The 22,007-nt window shown below is 69.6% G+C and carries 20 protein-coding genes; 14 read left to right on the top strand and 6 right to left on the bottom strand.

Features of this window, described 5'->3' with window-relative positions; translation table 11 throughout:
• The first annotated feature begins 39 nt into the window (after window positions 1-39).
• From ccmE to Q333_RS0106465, 12 genes are all read left to right on the top strand, one after another.
• Entirely contained in the window at window positions 40-534 is a 495-nt protein-coding gene (gene ccmE / locus Q333_RS0106520) for a cytochrome c maturation protein CcmE (RefSeq protein ID WP_029415943.1), read from the top strand.
• Window positions 531-2,525: a heme lyase CcmF/NrfE family subunit gene (locus Q333_RS0106515; protein WP_029415942.1), complete on the top strand. Its 1,995-nt coding sequence runs from the start codon at window positions 531-533 to the stop codon at window positions 2,523-2,525. The genes ccmE and Q333_RS0106515 overlap by 4 nt, the downstream gene beginning before the upstream one ends.
• Window positions 2,522-3,028, top strand: a complete 507-nt coding sequence (locus tag Q333_RS0106510; protein WP_029415941.1) for a cytochrome c-type biogenesis protein — start codon at window positions 2,522-2,524, stop codon at window positions 3,026-3,028. Before Q333_RS0106515 ends, Q333_RS0106510 begins: the two co-directional genes overlap by 4 nt.
• Window positions 3,029-3,132: 104 nt before the next feature.
• Entirely contained in the window at window positions 3,133-4,701 is a 1,569-nt protein-coding gene (locus tag Q333_RS0106505) for a Do family serine endopeptidase (protein WP_029415940.1), read from the top strand.
• A gap of 88 nt (window positions 4,702-4,789) precedes the next feature.
• The gene (locus Q333_RS0106500) at window positions 4,790-5,461 is read left to right on the top strand and encodes a response regulator transcription factor (RefSeq protein WP_029415939.1); all 672 of its coding nucleotides are present in this window, start codon (window positions 4,790-4,792) and stop codon (window positions 5,459-5,461) included.
• 16 nt (window positions 5,462-5,477) lie between these two features.
• Window positions 5,478-5,924 carry an endonuclease domain-containing protein gene (locus tag Q333_RS0106495; RefSeq protein WP_342667376.1) on the top strand — a complete coding sequence of 149 codons (447 nt, stop codon included), beginning with the start codon at window positions 5,478-5,480 and terminating at the stop codon, window positions 5,922-5,924.
• A gap of 6 nt (window positions 5,925-5,930) precedes the next feature.
• Window positions 5,931-7,391 (top strand): sensor histidine kinase, encoded by a 1,461-nt coding sequence (locus Q333_RS0106490; RefSeq protein WP_029415937.1) that lies wholly within the window; start codon window positions 5,931-5,933, stop codon window positions 7,389-7,391.
• Between the two features lie 113 nt (window positions 7,392-7,504).
• On the top strand, window positions 7,505-10,327 hold the full coding sequence (locus Q333_RS0106485) for a bifunctional [glutamine synthetase] adenylyltransferase/[glutamine synthetase]-adenylyl-L-tyrosine phosphorylase (protein WP_157072394.1): 2,823 nt from the start codon (window positions 7,505-7,507) through the stop codon (window positions 10,325-10,327).
• A 76-nt stretch (window positions 10,328-10,403) separates the two neighbouring features.
• A complete protein-coding gene (locus Q333_RS0106480) occupies window positions 10,404-10,997 on the top strand; it encodes an EF-hand domain-containing protein (RefSeq protein WP_051651158.1) in 594 nt (197 codons plus the stop codon).
• Window positions 10,998-11,057: 60 nt separating this feature from the next.
• Window positions 11,058-11,636, top strand: a complete 579-nt coding sequence (locus Q333_RS0106475; RefSeq protein WP_029415934.1) for an RNA polymerase sigma factor — start codon at window positions 11,058-11,060, stop codon at window positions 11,634-11,636.
• Window positions 11,633-12,058, top strand: a complete 426-nt coding sequence (locus Q333_RS0106470; protein ID WP_029415933.1) for a hypothetical protein — start codon at window positions 11,633-11,635, stop codon at window positions 12,056-12,058. The genes Q333_RS0106475 and Q333_RS0106470 overlap by 4 nt, the downstream gene beginning before the upstream one ends.
• Window positions 12,055-12,570 (top strand): periplasmic heavy metal sensor, encoded by a 516-nt coding sequence (locus tag Q333_RS0106465; RefSeq protein ID WP_029415932.1) that lies wholly within the window; start codon window positions 12,055-12,057, stop codon window positions 12,568-12,570. The genes Q333_RS0106470 and Q333_RS0106465 overlap by 4 nt, the downstream gene beginning before the upstream one ends.
• 3 nt (window positions 12,571-12,573) lie before the next feature.
• On the opposite strand, the gene Q333_RS0106460 is transcribed toward Q333_RS0106465, so the two are convergent.
• The 3 genes from Q333_RS0106460 to Q333_RS0106450 are packed head-to-tail and all read right to left on the bottom strand — an operon-like array spanning window position 12,574 to window position 16,083.
• Window positions 12,574-14,019, bottom strand: a complete 1,446-nt coding sequence (locus Q333_RS0106460; protein WP_407059715.1) for an AMP nucleosidase — start codon at window positions 14,017-14,019, stop codon at window positions 12,574-12,576.
• 60 nt (window positions 14,020-14,079) lie between these two features.
• Window positions 14,080-15,171, bottom strand: coding sequence for a hypothetical protein (locus Q333_RS0106455; RefSeq protein WP_029415930.1), 1,092 nt, complete (start codon window positions 15,169-15,171; stop codon window positions 14,080-14,082).
• A gap of 54 nt (window positions 15,172-15,225) precedes the next feature.
• Entirely contained in the window at window positions 15,226-16,083 is an 858-nt protein-coding gene (locus Q333_RS0106450; protein WP_029415929.1) for an alpha/beta hydrolase, read from the bottom strand.
• Window positions 16,084-16,292: 209 nt separating this feature from the next.
• Here Q333_RS0106450 and Q333_RS0106445 point away from each other — a divergent pair, with 209 nt between their 5' ends.
• Entirely contained in the window at window positions 16,293-16,607 is a 315-nt protein-coding gene (locus Q333_RS0106445) for a hypothetical protein (RefSeq protein WP_029415928.1), read from the top strand.
• A gap of 8 nt (window positions 16,608-16,615) precedes the next feature.
• On the opposite strand, the gene ccmB is transcribed toward Q333_RS0106445, so the two are convergent.
• Window positions 16,616-17,281 (bottom strand): heme exporter protein CcmB, encoded by a 666-nt coding sequence (ccmB, locus tag Q333_RS0106440; protein WP_029415927.1) that lies wholly within the window; start codon window positions 17,279-17,281, stop codon window positions 16,616-16,618.
• Window positions 17,278-17,895, bottom strand: a complete 618-nt coding sequence (ccmA, locus tag Q333_RS0106435) for a heme ABC exporter ATP-binding protein CcmA (RefSeq protein ID WP_029415926.1) — start codon at window positions 17,893-17,895, stop codon at window positions 17,278-17,280. Before ccmA ends, ccmB begins: the two co-directional genes overlap by 4 nt.
• Before the next feature lie 349 nt (window positions 17,896-18,244).
• Between ccmA and acnA the strand changes: the two genes are divergently transcribed.
• The gene (gene acnA, locus Q333_RS0106430; protein ID WP_029415925.1) at window positions 18,245-20,938 is read left to right on the top strand and encodes an aconitate hydratase AcnA; all 2,694 of its coding nucleotides are present in this window, start codon (window positions 18,245-18,247) and stop codon (window positions 20,936-20,938) included.
• 152 nt (window positions 20,939-21,090) lie between these two features.
• Here the strand turns inward: acnA and Q333_RS0106425 are convergent, their stop codons facing one another.
• On the bottom strand, window positions 21,091-21,975 hold the full coding sequence (locus Q333_RS0106425; protein WP_029415924.1) for a hydrogen peroxide-inducible genes activator: 885 nt from the start codon (window positions 21,973-21,975) through the stop codon (window positions 21,091-21,093).
• Window positions 21,976-22,007 lie beyond the last annotated feature (32 nt).

The following is a 22,007-nucleotide window of genomic DNA, read 5'->3' as shown; positions in this document are numbered from 1 at the left end:
CCCGTTGGACCCCGAACGCGGCGGAGATATAGCCACCCCATGAGCTGGCTTCCCAAATCGCCCAAGGCCCGGCGTCGTCTGTGGGTCGTGGCCGCCGCCGCCCCGGTGCTGGCGCTCGCCGTCGGCCTGTCGCTGTGGGCCATGCAGGACAACGTCACCTTCTTCTTCTCGCCGTCGGAGGCGACAGAGCAGGCCGCGCCGGCGGGGCGCAAGATCCGGCTCGGCGGTCTCGTCGAGGCCGGCAGCGTCGTCCAGCGGGGCGCGACCGTGACCTTCGCCGTCACCGACAACGCCGCGACCAGCCGCGTGATCTATGAAGGCGACCTGCCCGACCTGTTCCGCGAGGGGCAGGGGATCGTGGCCGAGGGCGAGTTCGGTCCCGACCGGGTGTTCCGCGCCTCCACCGTGCTGGCCAAGCACGACGAGACTTACATGCCGCGCGAGGTCGCCGAGAGCCTGAAGGCTAAGGGCGAGTGGCGACCGGAAGAAGGCCCGCCCGCCAGCGCCGCCGCCCGGGCCGCCAGCGCCACATGATCGTCGAGTTCGGGGCCTTCGCCCTCATCCTGGCGCTCGTCTTGTCGGTCCTGCAGACGGGGCTGGCGACGGCTGGGCGCGTGCGCAGGAGCCCGCTGCTGGCGGGGGGCGCCGATGGGGCGGCCATCGCCACCGCGTTCGCCCTGATGCTGGCGTTCGCGGCCCTGATCTTCGCCTTCGTCGTGTCAGACTTCTCGGTCGAGAACGTCGCCAGGAACAGCCACACCGACAAGCCGATGCTCTACAAGGTCTCGGCCGCCTGGGGCAGCCACGAGGGGTCGCTCGTCCTGTGGTGCGGGGTCATGGCGGTGTTCGGGGCCCTGCTGGCCCGCGCCCGTGGCCTGCCGTTCGGGCTGAAGACCTCCGCCGTGGCGACCCAGGGGGCCTTGACGGCCCTGTTCCTCGCGTTCGCCGTCTTCACCTCCAACCCCTTCGTCCGGATCGAGGACGCGCCGGTTCAGGGCAACTCGCTCAATCCCCTGCTTCAGGATCCCGCGCTCGCGCTCCATCCGCCGCTGCTTTACTTCGGCTACGTCGGGTTTTCGGTGACCTTCTCCCTCGCCGTCGCGGCGCTGATCGAGGGACGGGCCTTCTCGGGCTTCTGGCCCGCGTGGGGGCGGTGGGTGCGGCCGTGGGCGCTGGCGAGCTGGATGTTCCTGACGCTCGGCATCACGCTCGGGTCGTTCTGGGCCTATTACGAACTCGGCTGGGGCGGCTGGTGGTTCTGGGATCCGGTGGAGAACGCCTCCTTCATGCCGTGGCTTGCGGGCACGGCTCTGCTGCACAGCGCGGTGGTGACGGAACGGCGCGGCGCGCTCGCGGGCTGGACGGTGTTTCTGGCCCTGCTCGCCTTCAGTTTCTCCATGCTGGGCGCCTTCCTGGTGCGGTCCGGCGTCCTGACCAGCGTCCACGCCTTCGCCGTCGATCCGGAGCGCGGCCTGATGCTGCTCGGTATCCTCGCGGTCGCGGCCGGTTCGGCCTTCGCCCTGTTCGCCTGGCGCGCGCCCCAGCTGAAAGGCGGCGGCCTGTTCGCCCCGGTCAGCCGTGAGGGCGCGCTGGTGCTGAACAACCTGTTCCTGACGGTGGCGGCGGCGACGGTTCTGCTGGGCACCCTCTATCCCCTGATCCTGGAGGCGGCGACCGGAGAGACCATCTCGGTTGGGCCGCCCTATTTCGCCCTGACCTTCACGCCGCTGATGCTGGTCGCCTTCATCATCCTGCCCGCCGGGCCGCTGCTGGCGTGGAAGCGCGGGGATGCGGTGGGCGCGATGCAGAGGCTGGCGGTCGCAGGCGGGATCGCCATCGCCTGTGGCTTCGCAGCCTGGCTGGCGTTCGAGCCGAAGAAGGCCCTGACCGCCGCAGGGATCGCCATCGGGGCCTGGCTGATCGCCGGAGCCCTGGCCGAGGTGGTGGAGCGCATCCGTCTGTTCCGCGCGCCCATGGCCGAGGCCCTGCGCCGCGCGCGCGGCCTGCCGCTGGGGGCCTGGGGCATGACGCTGGCGCACGCCGGGCTGGGCGTCTTCGTGCTGGGCGCCGTGGCCGAGACCAGCTTCAAGCTGGAATCCGCCGAGGCCCTGCCGATCGGGGGCAGCGTCATCGCCGGGCCGTGGAAGGCGACCCTGACCGACGTCGAGATCGTCGAGGGACCGAACTATCTGGCCGAGCGGGGCGTGGTGACCGTCACCTCCGTCGATGGCCGGGCGACGCCGCGCACGGTGACCTCCGAGCGTCGCTTCTTCCCGGCGGGCGGCCAGACGACGACCGAGGTCGGTCTCGATTTCCGGGGCCTGGACGATGTCTATGTCGTCATGGGCGAGCGGCGGGCGACGCCGGAGGGTGAGCGCGCCTGGACCGTCCGAATCTATCACAACCCGTGGGCCCGGCTGATCTTCCTCGGCCCCGCCATCATGGCGCTGGGCGGGGTGCTGTCGCTGATGGACCGGCGGCTGCGCCTGGCCATGCCGGGGCGTCGGAAACAGGCGGCGGCATGAGACCGGCGGCCTTCCTTGTGGCGCTGTCCCTGCTGGCCGTCCCGGTGATGGCCCAGGAACCCGCCGCGCCGCCGGATCGACCCCTGCCCGACGCCGCCCAGGAGGCCCGCGCCCAAGGCCTGTTCGAGGTCGTGCGCTGCGTCGTCTGCCAGCATGAGTCCGTCGCCGACAGCCCGGCGGGCATCGCCGGCGACATGCGCCGACTGATCCGCGAGGAGATCGCGGGCGGAGCGACCGATCAGGCCATCAAGGACGACCTGGTGCGACGCTATGGCGACTACGTCCTGTTCACCCCGCCGATGCGCACCGGCACGTGGCTGCTGTGGTTCGGACCGGCCCTGCTGGTGCTGGCTGGAGGGGCCGCTCTGATCGCCTTCCTGCGTCGCTGCCCGGCCGCGACCGCGCCGCTTTCGCCCGATGAGGAACGTCGGCTGGCCGATCTTCTCCAATCGGAAACGGTTCGCCCCGATCCTGACGCATCCCCGCCTCACGACGGGCGTTGAGGGCGGTCAAGCGTCACCAAGCGGCGGTTGGCCAATCGGGCCAGCTGCCTATATCAAAAGACGAAACCGGGTCGCCTGACCCAGACGGGATCGCACGAAAGACGATGATGAAGCGCAAGGAATTCATCCTGGGGGCCGCCGTCGGCCTGACCTTCGCCGCCGCCGCCACGGCCGGGGGCGTGATCGACTGGCCGGGCGCCAACGCCCAGGAACGGCCGGCCGCGGGTCGGCTGCTCCCTTCGGCCGGCGCTGCCGGTCTGGCGTTCGCCCCGCCGCAGGGCGCGCCGCTCAGCTTCGCCGACATCTTCGATCAGGTGTCCCCGGCGGTGGTTCAGATCGACGTCGAGACGCGCGTCGAGCGGCCCACGGGTCTGGTCCAGATCCCCGGCTTCCCGCCCGGCTTCGGTTTTCGCCTGCCGGAAGGCCAGACGCCTCCGGGCGCCGAGGAGGACGAGGACGCCCCGACCGCCCAGGGCGCGGGCTCGGGCTTCTTCATCTCGGCCGACGGCTTCATCGTCACCAACAACCACGTCGTCGAGAACGCCACGAAGATCACGGTGAGACTGGCCGACGAGCGCGAGCTCGAGGCGCGTCTGGTCGGCCGCGACGCCGACACCGATCTGGCGGTGCTGAAGGTCGAGGGCTCCAGCTTTCCGTTCGTCAGCTTCGAGGAAGACGCCGATCCGCGCGTCGGCGACTGGGTCATCGCCGTGGGCAACCCCTTTGGTCTGGGCGGCACCGCCACGGCCGGGATCGTCTCGGCGCGCGCCCGCGACATCTCCGACAGCCGCACGCCCTATACCGACTATCTACAGATCGACGCTGCCATCAACCGGGGCAACTCGGGCGGCCCGACCTTCGACATCTACGGCCGCGTCATCGGCGTGAACTCGGCGATCTTCTCGCCGACCGGTGGCTCGGTCGGCATCGGCTTTGCCATCCCGTCCTCAATCGCCAAGCCGGTGACCGAGCGCCTGATGCGCGGGGAGACGATCCAACGGGGCTATCTGGGCGTTCAAATCCAGAATCTCCCCGAGGAGTATCGCGGACCTTTGGGGCTGCCTGCCGATCAGGAGGGGGCTTATGTGGCCGAGGTCACGCCGGGCGGTCCTGCGGCTCAAGCGGGCTTGCGCGAGGGCGACATCGTCGTCGCTCTAAATGGACGGCCGATCACCAGTTCCACCGAGCTCACCCGCAGGGTGGGGCAGGCATCTCCCGGAGACAACTTGCGGCTCGAGGTCATTCGCGAAGGTCGCCGCCAATCCATCAACGTCCGGTCGGGCACGCGTCCCTCCGACGTCAACGCCGCGCTGAATAATCTCTCGGAAGGTGGCGATAGCGCTCAGCCGAATCGCCCGCAGGCTCCGGCTGGCGAGGTGGTCGAAGGCATGACCGTCTCGCCCCTGACAGATACGTTGCGCGAACGTTACTCCATTCCGAGCACAGTGCGGGGGCTGGTGATCACGGCTGTGACAGAAACCTCGCGCGCTGGCCGGGCTCAGATCCCTGTCGGTACGGTGATCCTTCAGGTGAATAGCCGCCCAGTCTCTACGGTGGCCGAGTTCCGCGCTCAGGTCGCGGCCGCTCGCGCGGACAATCGCGAAAGCATCCTCGTGCTTTTCCGCACACCTCAGGGCAACCGCCCCTTCGTCCTCGAACTCTCGGACAACTAACCGTCCCGACCCTGAACAAGGCTTAACTCCCTAAGTCGCCGCCGATGGGCTACCGTCGGCGGCGATTTGATTCCGGGAGGGGCTCGCCATGAAGATTCTGGTGGTCGAGGACGACGCCGAAGCCGCCCAGGCCATGGTGCGCGGCCTGACCGAGGCCGGGCATGTGGTCTCCCACGCCATCGACGGCGCCTATGGCCTGCTGGAGGCGCAGAAGGGCGACTGGGACGTTTATGTCGTCGACCGCATGATGCCCCGGCTGGACGGCATCGGCATGGTCGAGACCTTGCGCAAGAACGGCGACCAGACGCCGGTCCTGTTCCTGTCGGCCATGGGCGAGGTCGAGGATCGGATCACAGGGCTCAAAGCCGGCGGCGACGACTATCTGGTCAAGCCCTATGCCTTCGCCGAGTTGATCGCCCGGGTCGAGGCCCTGTCGCGCCGGCGCGAGACCGGCGGCGTCCAGACGGTGCTGAAGGTCGGCGACCTGGAGATGAACCTGATCGCCCGCACGGTGCATCGCGGCACGACCGAGATCGACCTGCAGCCGCGCGAGTTCCAGCTACTGGAGTTCCTGATGCGCCACGCCGGCCAGTCGGTGACCCGCACCATGCTGCTGGAGAAGGTGTGGGAGTACCACTTCGACCCCCAGACCAACGTCATCGACGTCCACATCAGCCGCCTGCGCTCCAAGATCGACAAGGGCTTCGACCGGGCGATGCTCCAGACGGTCAGAGGGGCCGGATACAGGCTGGAGGCGTAACTTCTCCCTCCCCTTCATGGGGAGGGACAGGCGGCGAAGCCGACAGGGTGGGGAAGTCCACGGCGGCATGGAAACGACGGCCAGAGCCAGGGCGATGCGCAAGGCGATGACGCCACCGGAGGCGAGGCTGTGGCTAGGCCTCAAGGCGCTCCGAAACGAGGGCTACCACTTTCGGAGACAAGCCCCTGTGCGAGGCTACTTTCTCGACTTCGTATGCTTCAAGCACCGGCTCATCATTGAGGTAGACGGAGCGTCTCATGAGACTGAAGAGCAGGCGCGAAAGGATCGAACTCGAGATGCGATCTTCGCGCGGGAAGGTTTCAGGACCTTGCGGTTCGACAACGCGATGATCCGCGACCATCTCGGCGATGTGGTTGCGTTCGTGCACCAGACGCTTGTGCACAGCCCCACCCTGGCTCCGCTGCGCTCCGCCGTCCCTCCCCATGAAGGGGAGGGAGAATAGCCTCTGATGCGTCTCCCCTCCCTCTTCCGCAGGACGCCCTTCCGGCTGACGCTGCTGTTCCTGGCGCTGTTCGCGGCGGCGGCCAGCGCCATCCTGGCCTATGTCTATGTGGCCTCGGCGACCGAAGCTCAGGCCCAGGCGAGAAAGGCCGTCGAGCAGGAGCACGGCACCCTCAGCGCCATCTTCCGCGAACGCGGACCGGACGCCCTGAACCAAGCCCTGATCGACCGCATCCTGTCGGGCGGCAACTTCCTGTATCTTTACATGGAACGGGACAGCTCCCGCATCACCGGCACCCTGGGCGTCTTCGCGCGCGACGAGGACGGCGGCGATTCCGCTGAGGTCCTGAACGCCTCGCCGATCCCGAACTATACGGGCGGCGATGTCTGGTCGACGTTCCGCTTCACCGATACCGACGCGGACGGCCGGGTCGTTCGAAAGGATGTCTATGGGCTGCAGACCACCCTCTCGAACGGCCAGATGTTGTTTGTCGGCAAGGATCTGGGTGACACCGAGGCCTATCTCAGTCGCCTGACCCAGGCGCTGTGGATGGCGATGGGCATGGTCTTGTTGCTGGGCGCGGGCGGCGGCCTGCTGATCAGCCGAAACGTCGAGCGCGCCATGGGCCGCCTGAACACCGTCGTCACGGCCGTGCAGGACGGCGACTTGAAGGCCCGCGTGCCGGTGCGCAATTCCGGTGACGAACTGGACGAACTCGGCGTCGGGCTGAACCGCATGCTGGACCGGCTGCAGGCCTCGATGGCCTCGATCCGGCACGCGGGCGACGCGATCGCCCACGATCTGCGCTCGCCGCTGACCCGCATGCGGGCCAAGCTGGAGGTCGCCCTGATCGACGCCGAAAGCGGCAAGGTCGACGGCGTCGACGCCCTGCAGGTCGCGCTGGACGAGGCGGACGCCCTGCTCAAGACCTTCAACACAGTGCTGGCCATCGCCCGGCTGCAGGCCGCGGCGGGCCGTGTGCCGGACGCCGAGGTGTTCGACGCCGCCGACCTCGCCGCCGACATGGCCGAGCTGTATGAGCCCGCAGCCGAGGACAAGGGGCTGGACTTCTCCGCCGAGATCGAGACGGGGCTTCACGTGCATGGGGCGCGGCCGTTCCTGGCCCAGGCGCTCGCCAACGTCATCGACAACGCCATCAAATACACCCCGACCGGCGGGGCGGTGAAGCTGCGGGCGCGGCGGCGGTCCTCCGGCGAGATCGAATACTCCGTCACCGACACCGGCCCCGGCGTCCCGGAGGAGGACCGCGAGCGCGTGATCCAGCGCTTCGTCCGCCTGGACAACAGCCGCACCGAGGCCGGCTCGGGCCTGGGTCTCTCGCTGGTCGGCGCGGTCATGGAGGCCCATATGGGCCGCATCCAGCTGGATGAAGGACCGGGCGTCTATGGCGGCTTCGGTCCCGGCCTGCGGGTCGCCCTGATCCTGCCGCCCGCGAGCGCGGCGTGAGGTCTCGTCCAACCGGGGCCGGTGGAACCGGCGCTGGCGATCGCGATTTCAACGCCGAGCTGAATCTCGAACATCTGCTTGTCCCGCCGGGTCCGGTCGTGGACGCGGCCGCCATGGAACGGGCTTGGCAAGCGGTCATGTCCACCGTCGACGGCATAGATGCGCGAGCGCTGATCGAGGGCGCTTCTTCTACTCTTCAGCCGATCGTTTCCGCCTCGCCTTATCTCGCAGGCCTGATGCGACGATGGCCCGAGCATCTGGTCGGCATCCTCGCCGACACGCCGCACTCGAGGCTCGAGGACATCCTTGGTCGCACGCGAGCCTTGGCGGGTGGCGTCGAAGACATGCGGGCCTCGCTCCGCCGACTGAAGGGCGAACTCCATCTCCTGACCGCGCTCGCCGATCTGGGCGGTGTCTGGACCCTCGACCAAGTAACCGCAGCCCTCAGCCGCTTCGCCGACGCCTCCGCCGCCGCCGCCCTGCGGGCCGTCGCCCACGACCAGCGCGAGCGCGGCAAGCTGATCTCCGCCCCGGACGACCCGCGCGGCCCGGTCCCCGGCCTGTTTGGCCTGGCCATGGGCAAGCACGGGGCAAACGAGCTCAACTACTCCTCCGACATCGACATCAGCCTGTTCTGGGAGCCGGGCGCTCTGGTCCCGGCGCTCGCCGACGGCGTCGAACCCCAGCGGTTCCTCGACCGCCTCGCCCAGGCCTTCGCCCAGCTGATGCAGGAGCGGACGGGCGACGGCTACGTCTTCCGCGTCGACCTGCGCCTGCGCCCCGACCCGTCCTCGACTCCGCCCGTCGTCGCCGTGCCCATGGCGCTCGACTACTACGAAGGCGTCGGCCAGAACTGGGAACGCGCCGCCTTCATCAAGGCCCGCCCGGCCATCGGCGACCTGACCGAGGGCGCCGACTTCCTGAATGCCCTGACGCCCTTCGTCTGGCGCCGCAGCCTGGACTATCAGGCCATCCTCGACATCCAGTCGATCAAGCGACAGATCCACGTCCACAAGACCGGCGAGGGACTGGAGGCCGCCGGCGCCAACCTCAAGCTCGGGCGCGGCGGCATCCGCGAGATCGAGTTCTACGCCCAGACCCAACAGCTGATTCTCGGCGGTCGCGACCCGTCGCTGCGGTCGCCCCGCACGGTGGACGCCCTGGCGGCGCTGGCCGCGAAGGGCCATGTCCCGGCCGATGTCGCTGCCGAACTGACCGCGTCCTACGAACGCCTGCGCGCGCTGGAGCACCGCGTGCAGATGCTGGACGACGAACAGACCCACGTCCTGCCTGAAGACCCCGTCCGCCGCGCCGCCGTCGCCGCCCTGTCCGGCCACGCCGACCTGACCGCCTTCGACGCCGAGGTCGAGACTCTGCTTGTCGAGGTCAACCGCCGCTATGGCGACCTGTTCGAGGGTGAGGAGCAGCTGTCGTCGGTGTTCGGAAGCCTGGTGTTCACGGGCGTGGAGAACGACCCCGAGACGCTGGCGACCCTGGCCCGGATGGGCTTCTCCGACCCGACCGCGGTGTCGGACGCGATCCGCTCCTGGCACCACGGCCGCATCCCCGCGACGCGGTCGGCGCGCGGGCGTGAGCTGTTCACGCGCTTGGCTCCCCGGCTTCTGGAAGCGGCGGCGAGAACGGGTTCAGCCGACGCGGCCTTTCGCCGGTTTTCGGTCTTCTTCGCGGGTCTGTCGGCGGGGGTTCAGGTCCAGGCCCTGTTCCTGAACCAGCCCGAGCTGTTCGAGCGCATCGTCGGCGTAATGGCCTTCGCGCCCCGTCTGGCGCGGACGCTGGGTCGCTATCCGGCGGCCCTGGATTCAATGCTCGACGCCCGCTTCGAGACCGAGCTCGGCGTCAACACCGGGCTGTTCGACCAGATGGAGCGCGAGGCGGCTGAAGCCGGCGACTTCGAAGGCGCCATGAACGCCGTGCGCCGCCTGCACCGTGAGCAGGTGTTCCGGATCGGCATGCAGACCCTGTCGGGTCGTATCGGTCCCCAGGCGGCCGGGCGGGGTTTCACCAACCTGGCCGATGCGGTGATGCGCACCCTGTCGGCGGCGGCGCTGGCCGAGACCGAGCGGCTGGGCGGCGCCATGCCCGGCGCGGTGGCCGTGATCGCTCTGGGCAAGGCCGGATCGGGCGAGATGACCGCCGGGTCCGACCTCGACCTGATGACCGTCTACGACGCCCCGCCGGAGGCTGTTTCGGCGACGAAGGGGTGGGCGGCCGACGTCTTCTACGTCCGCTTCACCCAGCGGCTGATTTCGGCTCTGTCGGCCCATACGGGTGAGGGCGGGTTGTACGAGGTCGACATGCGGCTGAGGCCGTCGGGATCAAAGGGGCCCGTCTCTGTCCGCCTCTCGGGCTTCGACGCCTACTATTGCGACGAGGCCGCGACGTGGGAGTTCATGGCCCTGACCCGCGCCCGGGTCGTGTGGGCCAGCGATGTTGCGTTCGCCGAGCGCGCGGCGGCGGCAATCGAGACCGCCTTGCGACGGCCGCGCCCCGACATCGACGTCGCGGCCGAGGTGCGGGCCATGCGCGACCTGATGGCGCGCGAGCGGCGGCCGGACGGTTTCTGGGATCTGAAGCTCGTGCCCGGCGGGCTCGTGGACGCAGAGTTTGTCGGCCAGTTCCGGCAGCTGCAGGCGGCCGCCTCGGGCGGACCGCTCACTGTGTCGACGGTGGAGCAACTGGCGGGCGACCCCGCGCTGCGCGACGCGTGGATGCTGCAACAGGGTCTGGCCCAGCTTCTGGCCTGCGCCTTCGATCACAAGGCCGACGTCGAGGCCGAGCCGGAGACGTTCCGCCTGCGTCTCGCGAAGGCGGCGGGCGAGGGCGATTTCCCGGCTCTGATCCAGCGTCTGGGGTCAGTCCGCGAACTGGCGCGCGGGGCGTTCGAACGGGCGCTTCCGGCCGCCCGCGACGGATAATCGGCACAGCCTCGTTTCATCTCCGGTGGGGATGCACGGGCGCGGGCCACGCCGCCGCCCTTCGGAGAGACGAGAGATGAAGATCAAGACCCTGACCCTGGTCGCCGTCGGAGCCCTGGCCCTGGCCGGAACCGCCAGCGCCCAGCAGCAACGCGGCCTCGGTCGCGCCGACACCAACGGCGACGGCCGCGTCAGCCAGGCCGAATTCGTGACTGCCCGTACGGCCCGCCTGACGGAGGCCGACGCCAACCGCGACGGACAGGTGAGCCGCGAGGAGGCCCAGGCCGCCTGGCAGGCCAACCGTGCCGAGCGCCGTAGCCAGATGTTCACCCGCCTCGACACCGACCGGAACGGCTCGATCAGCCAGACGGAATTCGAAGCTGGCCGCCCCGAACGTGCCGGACAAAGGGCGGACCGACGTGGTGGACCGCGCATGCAGCGTCAGGAGCGTCGCGTCGGCCGGGCCTTCGCGCGTGGCCCGGTGCAGGTCGAACAGGCCCGGACCCGCGCCACGGAGGCCTTCGCCACGCTCGACGCCGACCGCGACGGCTATCTGAGCGAGATCGAGCGTCAGGCGGCGCCGGCCCGCATGCGCGAGGCCCTGCGTGAGCGTCGCGCCGAGCGCCGTGCCGAGCGTGGGGCGTCGCGTCCGGCCCCCGCTTCGGAGTAGGGTCGGTGACGGGACTGGCCGGGTTCGCCCGGCCGCTCCTTTCGCGCGGAAAGGGACCGATTGGCGGCCGTTGTCGACCCCGACGAGGATCTGGTGCGCCGCGTGGGTCAGGGCGATCCCGCGGCCATCCAGGCCCTGGTGGCGCGCAAGTTGCCGCGCATGCTGTCGCTCGCCCAGCGCATGCTTGGTGACGCGGTCGAGGCTGAGGACGTGGCGCAGGAGGCCATGATGAAGGCCTGGAAACAGGCGCCGCGCTGGACGCCGGGCAAGGCGAAGTTCGACACCTGGCTGCATCGGGTGGCGCTGAACCTCTGCTACGACCGGCTGCGGCGTCGGCGGGAAGTTCTGGTCGAGGCCCCGCCGGATCGTCCCGATCCCGGCCCGGCGCCGGATCGAGGCCTGCTGGCGGCGGAACTGGGCGTGCGGGTCGAGACGGCGTTGAAGGCGCTGCCCGAGCGTCAGCGCGAGGCCATCGTGCTGTGCCATTATCAGGAGCTCGGCAACATCGAGGCGGCTGGCTTGATGGGCATCAGTGTCGAGGCGTTGGAGAGCCTGTTGGGCCGAGGCCGCCGCGCGCTCCGCGCGGCGCTGGCCGATCTGGCGCCGAACGCCCCCGAAGCGGTAGGAGGACGATCATGAACGCGGACCGTATGCGCGAACTCGCCGAGGCCTGGGGCGGCGACCTGCGTCGTTGGCCCGCGGCCGAGCGGAGTGCGGCTGAAGACTTTGCAGCCACGCGACCGGAGGCGGCTGACCGCGCCCTGTTCGAGGCGCGCCAGCTGGATGCCGCCCTCGATGCCGCGCCGCGCGTTGTGGTTTCGACCGCGCTGAGTGATCGCGTGATCGCCTCCGCTCAGGGAGCGGGTCTGAAGGCGCGTGCGGCCTGGCCCGGGCTGCGCCGTCTGCTGTGGATCGGCGGAGCCAGCTGGGCGGCGGCGGCCTGCGCCGGGGTGATGTTCGGCCTGACCCTGACCGGCGATCTGGAACGCCAGGCCCAGTTGGACCTCGTGCTGGATCAGGCCTCCATCGGTGGCCTCGACGATATGGCGGTGCTGGGATGAGTTCGCGCCTGCTCGCCATCGTCCTCGGGATCGCGCTGGCCGTCTCGGTCGGGATCAACCTGTTCGCTGCCACGGCGGCGGTGACCGCCCTTTCGGGCCAGAGGCAGATCGAACGTCAGCTGGAGCAGCGCCGGACCGACCAGCCCCGCCCCTCGACCCGGGAACTCCTTGCTTCCCTTGATCCGGAGGTGCGCCGCACCGTCAGACGGGGTTTGCGCGAGGCCGGACTGGCGGCCCGGCCGGACTTCCAGGCGGCGCGTCAGGCCAGGGCCGAAGCCGTCGAGGCGGCCCGGGCCGATCCCTTCGACCGGGCGCGTGTCGAAGCGCTGCTGACACAATCCCGCGCGGCAGAGGCGCGAGGCCGGGCGCGTCTGGAAGGCGACGCCCTGGCCCTGATGGAGACGCTGGAACCCGAAGATCGCCGCATCGTCGCCGCCCTTCTGGCCGGCCGTGCCAGGGGCGGCGAACGCCGTGAACTTGCGCCACGCCAGGAGCGCAGGTCCCAGTCCTGAGCCCTACCGGAAGGGCGGTTCGTCGAATGCGCGGAGCTTGCGGCTGTGCAGGCCCGCGCCCTCGTTGCGCAGCAGGTCCACGGCCTGGATGCCGATCTGCAGGTGCTCAGAGATCGAGCCCTCATAGAAGCGGTTGGCCTGCCCCGGCAGCTTGATCTCGCCGTGCAGCGGCTTGTCCGAGACGCACAGCAGCGTCCCGTAGGGCACGCGGAAGCGATAGCCCTGGGCGGCGATGGTGGCGGATTCCATGTCGATGGCCACGGCGCGGCTCTGGTTGAACCGCAAGGCCGACTTCGAGTAGCGCAGCTCCCAGTTCCGGTCGTCTGTCGTGACCACGGTGCCGGTGCGCAGCCGCTTCTTCACTTCCTCGCCCGGCATGCCCGAGACCATCTTGGCGGCGTCATAGAGGGCGCGCTGGACCTCGGCGATCGAGGGGATCGGGATGTCCGGCGGCAGGACGGCGTCCAGCACATGGTCGTCCCTGAGGTAAGCGTGCGCCAGCACATAGTCGCCGATGGTCTGGGAGGGTCTCAGGCCGCCGCAGTGGCCGATCATCATCCAGGCGTGCGGCCGCGTGACCGCCAGGTGGTCGCAGATGGTCTTGGCGTTCGACGGCCCGACCCCGATGTTGACCAGGGTCACGCCCTCCCAGCCCGGCGCCTTCAGGTGGTAGGCGGGCATCTGGTGCTTGCGCCAGGCCGCGTCGGCGATGGCGAGATCGGGATCGGGGTTGCTTCGGTCGATCACCACACCGCCGGCGCACGACAGGCTTTCGTACGGCGAGGTCGGATCGGCCAGCTGGGCGCAGGCCCAGCGGACAAACTCATCGACGTAGCGGTGATAGTTGGTGAACAGGATGTAGGACTGCACGTCCTCGACGGGCGTGCCCGTGTAGTGCCTAAGCCGCGCCAGCGAGAAGTCGGTTCGCAGCCCGTCGAACTGCGACAGCGGGAACTCCTCGGTCAGGTCGAACAGTCCGTCGGAGATCTCGTCTCCGATGTGCGACAGGTCGGTGGTCGGGAAATGCCGCGCAATGGCCGCCGTCATCGACCGGTCCAGCACGACGTCTGAGCCGTCCAGCACATAGGGGAAGGGGATTTCCTGCTCCGACGGTTCGACCTCGAAGGTCGCGCCATAGTCGGCTTCCAGCAGGCGCAGCTGCTGCAGAATGTAGGGTCCGAACAGGTCCGGCCGCGTCACCGTGGTGGAATAGATCCCCGGTCGCGAGATGCGAGCGTATGCGCGCTGGGCCAGGTTCTCGGGCCGGTCGCCGAACCAGCGCATGCGCAGGCGCGGATAGCAGAAGAGGCCCTTCGCCCTCAGCGCCGCGTCGGGTGTCTGTCCGGTCTTGAGATAGGTGCGGACCGCGCCTCGCAGGTTGGCGACGGCGTCGGTGTAGAGGGATTGGAGGCGATCCAGCGCCTCGGGCGCGCTCAGCGCCCCGGTCATGTGCTCTGTCATGGCCTCCTCTAACGGAGGATCATGACCTTGGCGAGACGGCAAAGCTCGTCAGGGGGCCTCGGCCTTCGCCCGGTCCATGACCGCGATGAAGCTGGCCCTGTCCGCGAAGGCCGCACGCAAGCTGGCTTCGTCGGCGTCGAGCGTCGCGCATCGCAGGCGGGACAGAGTGTCCCGGATCTGGGCGGTGCGATCCGGATCATAGCCTTCCTCGCCCAGCCAATGCTGGCACTGCTGCTGACGCGCGGCCCATTCCAGCACCGCCGGATCGATCGAACGCGCCACCGTCAGGACCGCGTCGATGACCGAGACATTGCCCATCACCAGCCGGTCCCCCTCGACCTTCAGATCGACCGCGACCTGGCCCCCTGTGGGGCAGCAGTTGGCGTCATCGTCCTGCCACAGGCTCGACTCGGCCATCAGATAGTCCCACTGGAACCCCGGACCCTTCCAGACGCCGAGCCCGGCCGGCAGGTCCTCGGCGAGGTCGGCCAGCCAGGTGCGGGCGTCAATCTCGGTCGGAGCCGCCGACGACCCGTTCCAGCGAAACAGCGTCCCGACCCATTGCATCCCCGTGCCCTGGCCATAGGCGGGCAGGGCGACATAGGTCCCGTTGGCCAGGGGTTCGCCGTTGTCGTCCCGCGCCTGATAAAGTTCGGGGTCCAGCACCCCGAGCGGCCCGAACAGCCAGACCACCGGCCTCAGGCGCTCGCCCTCGGGCACGAGCACGATCATCGCCTCGGACACGCCGACGTCATCCGAAGACCCCGACTGGGCCTGGAAATACAGCGTGGTCCCGTCGGGCAGGACAAGGTTGCCCGTTCGCTCGACCGTGCAGCCCGCCAGTCCGGTGTCGACACAGGTCGAGGCCAGGCCCGACAGCGCGGGTCGGGCCGCGCGGATGGCGTTGTGCCGACGGGTGGCAAGCTCCAGCTCTGTCACCCGGAACTGCTCCAGACCCGCCCGCTCGTCGGTGTACTCGATCCATTGCGCCCGCCATTCCTCGTGCTCCAGCCGCAGGGTCGTCGGCGTGGGCGTGACCTCCATCGCCTGGCGATAGGCCGCCTCTACCGGGTCCTGCGCCCTCGCGGTCGGGGCGATCAGGACCGAGATCACCAGGGCGAGTATGGCGAACGGACGCATGGGACACTCCGGCGAACAGCGTGCGCCGACTGTGCCGTCCGCAAGGCAGGATGCCTAGAGGGTGTCGAGCGTCCGATGGAAAAAGTCAGAAACGTCCGCCAGCACCGGCGCCTTCTTGCGGAACAGCGGTGAGAAGGTCGCGATCAGGTCCTCGTGGGTCAGGTCCGAATAAAGCCTGAGCTCTGAGCGGGCTCCGAGCTCGCGCAGCCGGGCGTCCAGCAGGATCGAATCTTCGTCGTGGACCGTCACGTCGGCCGTGCCATGCCCCAGCCAGACCGGCGGCGCATCGGCCCGGGCGAAGGTCAGGGGCTGGGTCTGCAGCGGGTCCCCGACGTGCCCGAAGGCGTTGATCGAGGCCGCCACGTTGAACGGCAGGAACTCATACGGGCCGGCCAGCCCCGCCGCCGCCTGGATCGCATCCGGCCGACCGGCGCGGGCCATGTAGCGCGGATCCAAGGCGACCATCATGGCCAGATGCGCCCCCGCCGAGTGACCCGCAACGCCCAGTCGCTCGGCAACGCCGCCCCAGGTCGGCGCCAGCTCCGCCGCGCGCGCGGTCGCGGCCGCGGCGTCCTCGACGAAGGTCGGGAACACCACCTCTGGCACAACGCGATAGTCGGGCAGGGCGACGACGAAGCCTTGCGCCGCCAGGGCCTGGGCCGCCCAGCCGTAGAGATCCTTGGAGCCCGAGTCCCAGCCGCCGCCATAGAAGAAGACGATCGTCGGCAGGCCCGAGGCCCCATCGGGCGCATAGACGTCCATCGTCTGGCGGGGATGGTCGCCATAGGCCACCGACCGGGCGACTCGCCGGACACCCCGGTCGCGCGGTCCGACGGCATTGAGCAACCCCAGCGGGCTGCAGGCGGCGGCGAGCGCGCCGAGGGCGGGTGCGATCAGGCCTCTTCGGGTCATGGCCGCAGATACGCATGACAGGCCCATCCGGCTCAATTGCCGCTCTGCGACACGCCATCGCGGCCCTCGGCGGCAGCCGCAAGTCCATGACGAACGGGCGAAACTTCATCAGTTTGCGATGTGATTGTCTTATTTTCTTTACATTGCCGAAAATGGGCGCAGTATTTCTCCGGACCCTGAGCTTTTTCGGGCCTGAGGAGGAGCCCGCCATGAACCGTTTGACCCTGTCCGCCGCCGTCCTGACGCTGGCTGCGTCCGCCGCCCTGCCCGCGTTGGCGCATCAGCACGCCCTGCCGGGCCGCGCCCCGGACGGCGCGCAGCGTGTCGTCATGATCTGCGAACAGGACGCCGCGACCCGCGCCGCCTACCGTCGCGACTTCGGCACGCGACCCGTCTTCGTGACCGCCGACCAGGCGCTTCAGGCCCGCGCGACGGGTGAGACGTGGTCCGCGCCGCGCTGCATGTCGGCGCGCGAGCACGCTCGCCTCGTCTCGACCCTGACGTCCTACGCCGCCGTTCGTTGACGTCGTGACTACCCTTGGGCACCGCGGATCGCCGCGGCGCCCGCCGGGGGCGCGATCACGGCGGCGAACAGCGCATAGGCCGTCAGCAGCGCCATCGCCGGCCAGGGGCTGAGCCCCTCCGCCGCTCGCGTCAAAGCACCCGCGCCGAACACGACGGGCGGGATGAACAGCGGCAGCACCACGATTGCGATCAGCAAACCGCCGCGCTTCGCCCCCAGCGCCAGCGCCGCGCCGAGCGCGCCGGTGAAGGCGAACCCCAATCCTCCGATCAGGGCCGCCAGCGCGGTCAGCATCGCCAGCTCCGGCGCCTGACCCAGGGCCAGGGCCGCGACGGGCGCGGCCAGCGCCAGCGGCAGGCCGGTCGCCAGCCACTGAGCCAGAGCCTTAATCCCGACGACGGCCTCCAGCGGCAACGGCCCGAGCGCCAGCAGGTCCAGCGCGCCGTCCTCCAGATCGCGTTCGAACAGCCGCTCCAGCGACAGCAGCGACGCCAAAGCGAGCGCCAGCCAGGCGATGCCCGCCGCGACCGGCCTCAGCGTTGCCAGATCGCCCCCCGCCGCCAGCGGCACGATGGTGGTCAGACAGGCGAAAAACCCGCAGGCAAGAAGCGGCCCGCCACCCCCGCCCCAGGCCAGGGCCAGTTCGCGCCGGAACAGGACACCGACCGCGCTCATCGGCCGGCTCCCAGATCGAGCGACCGTGTCGGGATCGGCAGGGGATCGTGCACGGCGGCCAGGATCAGGCCCCCGCCCTCGAGGTGACGCCGCATGACCTCGCCTGCCGCCTCGCGCCAGCGTATGTCCAGCGGGCTGAGCGGCTCGTCCAGCAGCCACAGCGGACGCGGCGCCGCGATCAGCCGGGCCAGCGCTAGACGCCGCCTCTGACCAGCCGACAGCTTGCGGACCTCCAGGTCCAGCAGCGGCTTCAGGCCCATGACGGACACGGCCTCGTCGATGGCCTCGCCGCCGAGCCAGCGCGCCTGAAAGCCCAGCTCGTCCCGGGCCGTGCGCGCGCCCTTCAGCCCTTCGAGGTGGCCAAGCATGTGCAGGCCGCGTCCGCGCGCCTCGGCCGGATCGAGTTCTGCACCGTCGGCGGCGGTGAAGGCGATCGCTCCCGCCTCCGGACGGACAAAGCCGGCGATGGCGCGCAGCAACGTCGTCTTGCCCGCGCCGTTGGCCCCGGTCAGGGCCACGGCCTCGCCGGCGGCCAAGGTCAAGGACAGGTCGCGAAAAAGGGTGCGCTCGCCACGGGAAAGGGTGAGGGTGGTGATGGAGAGGCGAGCGATCATTCCTTCTCCCCTTGCGGGAGAAGGTGGCCGAGCGCAGCGAGGTCGGATGAGGGGTGTGACTCGGTTCTAGCCGTGAGGGTCAGGTCCAGGAGCGCGCCTGCATCTTCGTACCCCTCATCCGGCCCTGCGGGCCACCTTCTCCCGCCAGGAGAGAAGGAGCGCCCGCTGCGACCCGTTCTCAATGTCCCCGCATCCATCGGGGACTCATGGACGCCTTGTCCGACCACGGCTATATCCGCCGACGCCGCAGCAGGCTGTCGCCGCGCGCGCCGGGGACCTGTGCGCCCCTGCGATCGCCGCGAGACGGCGCAACCGGATGTCCGGGCGGCTGAACCAGAGGACCACTCCCATGCCGTCAGTCGACAGCCTTTCCACCCGCCGGGACCTGACCGTCGGGCGCAAGAAGTACGCCTATTACAGCCTTCCCGCCGCTCAGGAAGCGGGTCTTGAGGGCATCAGCCGCCTGCCGCGCTCCATGAAGGTGCTGCTGGAGAACCTGCTGCGCAACGAGGACGGCGTCTCCGTCACCGCCGACGACCTGAAGGCCATCGCCGCCTGGACCCAGAACAAGGGCTCGGTCGAGCACGAGATCGCCTTCCGTCCGGCTCGCGTCCTGATGCAGGACTTCACCGGCGTGCCCGCCGTCGTCGATCTGGCCGCCATGCGCGACGCCATGAGCGCGCTGGGCGCCGACGCCACCAAGATCAATCCGCTGGTGCCGGTCGATCTCGTCATCGACCACTCGGTGATGGTTGACCACTTCGGCACCCCGGGCGCCTTCCAGCAGAACGTCGAGCGCGAATACGAGCGCAACATCGAGCGCTATAACTTCCTGCGTTGGGGCTCCTCGGCCTTCAACAACTTCCGGGTCGTGCCGCCCGGCACCGGCATCTGCCACCAGGTGAACCTTGAAAACCTGGCCCAGACCGTCTGGACCGCCGCCGAGGGCAAGGCCACCGTCGCCTATCCCGACACGGTCGTCGGCACCGACAGCCACACCACCATGATCAACGGCCTGGCTGTGCTGGGCTGGGGCGTCGGCGGCATCGAGGCCGAGGCCGCCATGCTGGGCCAGCCGATCCCCATGCTGATCCCCGAGGTCATCGGCTTCAAGCTGACCGGCGCCATGCCCGAGGGCACGACGGCCACCGACCTGGTGCTGACCGTCACCCAGATGCTGAGGAAGAAGGGCGTCGTCGGCAAGTTTGTCGAGTTCTTCGGCCCGGCCGTCGCCAACCTGACCATCGAGGACCAGGCGACCATCGCCAACATGGCGCCCGAGTACGGCGCGACCTGCGGCTTCTTCCCGGTGTCTCAGGCGACCATCGGCTATCTGACGGCCACGGGCCGCGACAAGGCGCGCGTGGCCCTGGTCGAGGCCTATGCGAAGGTGCAAGGCCTGTGGATCGACGAGACCAGCGAAGACCCGATCTTCACCGATGTGCTGGAGCTGGACCTGTCGACCGTCGTGCCGTCTCTGGCGGGTCCCAAGCGGCCTCAGGATCGCGTCGAACTGACCGTCGCGGCCCCGTCGTTCGAGACGGCGCTGGGCGAGGTGTTCAACCGGCCGGCCGACGCCCCGCGCGCGGCGGTCGAGGGCGAGAGCTTCGACATCGGCGACGGCGACGTGGTCATCGCGGCCATCACCTCGTGCACCAACACCTCCAACCCCTCGGTCCTCATCGCGGCCGGTCTGGTGGCGCAGAAGGCCAACAAGCTGGGTCTGAAGACCAAGCCGTGGGTCAAGACCTCGCTGGCGCCGGGGTCGCAGGTCGTGACCGACTATCTGACGGCCGCCGGCCTGCAGAAGGAGCTGGACGCGCTCGGCTTCAACCTGGTCGGCTATGGCTGCACCACCTGCATCGGCAACTCGGGGCCGCTGGACCCGGCGATCTCGAAGACGATCAACGACAACGGCCTGGTCGCCACCAGCGTGCTGTCGGGCAACCGCAACTTCGAGGGCCGGGTGAACCCCGACGTCCAGGCCAACTACCTGGCCTCGCCGCCGCTGGTCGTGGCTTACGCCATCGCTGGTTCGATGCGGATCGACATCACCAAGGACCCGATCGGTCAGGACAAGAAGGGCAAGGACGTCTTCCTGAAGGACATCTGGCCGACCACCGCCGAGATCGCCGCCATCCAGAAGAAGGCCGTGACCTCGGCCATGTTCGCCAAGCGCTATGCCGACGTGTTCAAGGGCGACGCCCACTGGCAGGCGATCCAGGTCGCCGGTGGCCAGACCTACGCCTGGGATGACGCCTCGACCTACGTCGCCAACCCGCCCTACTTCGAGGGCCTGTCGATGGAGCCTTCCCCGGTCACCGACATCATCGAGGGCCGGGTCCTGGCCATCTTCGGCGACTCGATCACGACCGACCACATCTCTCCGGCCGGTTCGATCAAGAAGACCTCGCCCGCTGGCCAGTATCTGACCAACCGCGGCGTCGACGCCTTGGACTTCAACTCCTACGGCGCGCGGCGCGGTCACCACGAGGTGATGATGCGCGGCACCTTCGCCAACATCCGCATCCGCAACCGCATCGTGCCGGAGATCGAAGGCGGCATGACCAAGCACTTCCCGTCCGGCGAAGTGATGTCGATCTACGACGCGGCCATGCGCTACCAGTCCGAGGGGCGGCCGCTGGTCGTGTTCGCGGGCAAGGAATACGGCACGGGGTCGTCGCGCGACTGGGCGGCCAAGGGCACGCGCCTGCTGGGCGTCCGCGCCGTCATCGCCGAGAGCTATGAGCGCATCCACCGCTCGAACCTGGTCGGGATGGGCGTGGTGCCCCTGCAGTTCAAGGCCGACGGCTGGACCAAGCTGGGCCTGACCGGCGAGGAGATCGTGACGATACGCGGCCTGACCGACGCCAACATCGGCAAGCTGCGTCCGCGTCAGGACCTGTGGGTCGAGCTGTTCCGCCCGTCGGACGGCAAGATGGCGCGGTTCCCCGTGCGCTGCCGCATCGATAACCAGACCGAGCTGGACTACTTCAAGTCCGGCGGGGTGATGCCGTACGTCCTGCGGAACCTGGCGGCGTAAGGTTCGCGATCATCTCCCTCCCCTTCATGGGGAGGGACGACCGCGCAGCGGTCAGGGTGGGGTGCGAAAAGCGGGTTCGAACCGCTCGGCCCCACCCGCGCTCGCCCGCGGCTCGCGGTCCCTCCCCATGAAGGGGAGGGAGAGGCTGCCTCTCAAACCCGCATCGCCTCGGCCAGCAGCCGCGCCTCCGCCGCGCGGCTCGATCCGCTGCGCCAGGCCACGACGATCTCGCGCCTCGGCGCTTCGGCCGCGAAGGACCGCACCACCACGCCCTTGTCGTCGGCCAGCCCGGCCTTGACCGCCATGGCCGGCAGGAAGGACACGCCCAGCCCCGAGGACACCATCTGCACAAGCGTATGCAGGCTGGTCGCGGCGAAGACGTCCTCGCCGCGCGGGGCCTCGATGTCGACGGCGGCCAGCGCCTGGTCGCGCAGGCAGTGGCCGTCTTCCAGCAGGATCAGGTCCTCGCCCTTCAGGGCGCCGGGCTGGATGTCGCCGCCCGACGCCAGGGGGTGATCCACCGGGGCGGCCGCCAGGATCTCGTCGTCGCCGATGCGGGCGTGCTGGATGCCGGTCGCGGCATAGGGCAGGGCGATGACGGCGCAGTCCAGCTGCCCCGCCTTCAGCCCCGCGATCAGCCGCCCGGTCAGGTCCTCGCGGATGAACAGGCGCAGCTGCGGATAGGCCGCCTTCAGCCCCGGCAGGGTCGCGGGCAGCAGGAACGGCGCGACAGTCGGGATCACGCCCAGCCGAAGCCGCCCCGACAGCGGCCGGCCGGCGTTGCGCGCCGCCTCGACCAGGTCCTCGGTGCGGGCCAGCACGTCCTCGGCCCGGCTGACGGCCTCGGCGCCCACAGCGGTCAGCTGCACCGCGCCGCGCGTGCGTTCGACGACGGGTGCGCCCAGCACCTTCTCCAGCTCTTGGATGCCGGCCGACAGCGCGGGCTGGCTGACGGATGCGGCCACGGCCGCTCGACTGAAGGAGCCGTGCTCGGCGAGGAGCTTGAGATACTGCAGCTGCCTGAGGGTGGGGAGCATGGGATCGAGATAGGCGTGATCTCAGTCCTGCG

Source organism: Brevundimonas bacteroides DSM 4726, assembly GCF_000701445.1.
Lineage (GTDB): Bacteria > Pseudomonadota > Alphaproteobacteria > Caulobacterales > Caulobacteraceae > Brevundimonas > Brevundimonas bacteroides.
Note: the sequence above shows the minus strand (reverse complement) of the source record. Positions and strands in the feature narration are given on the sequence as shown.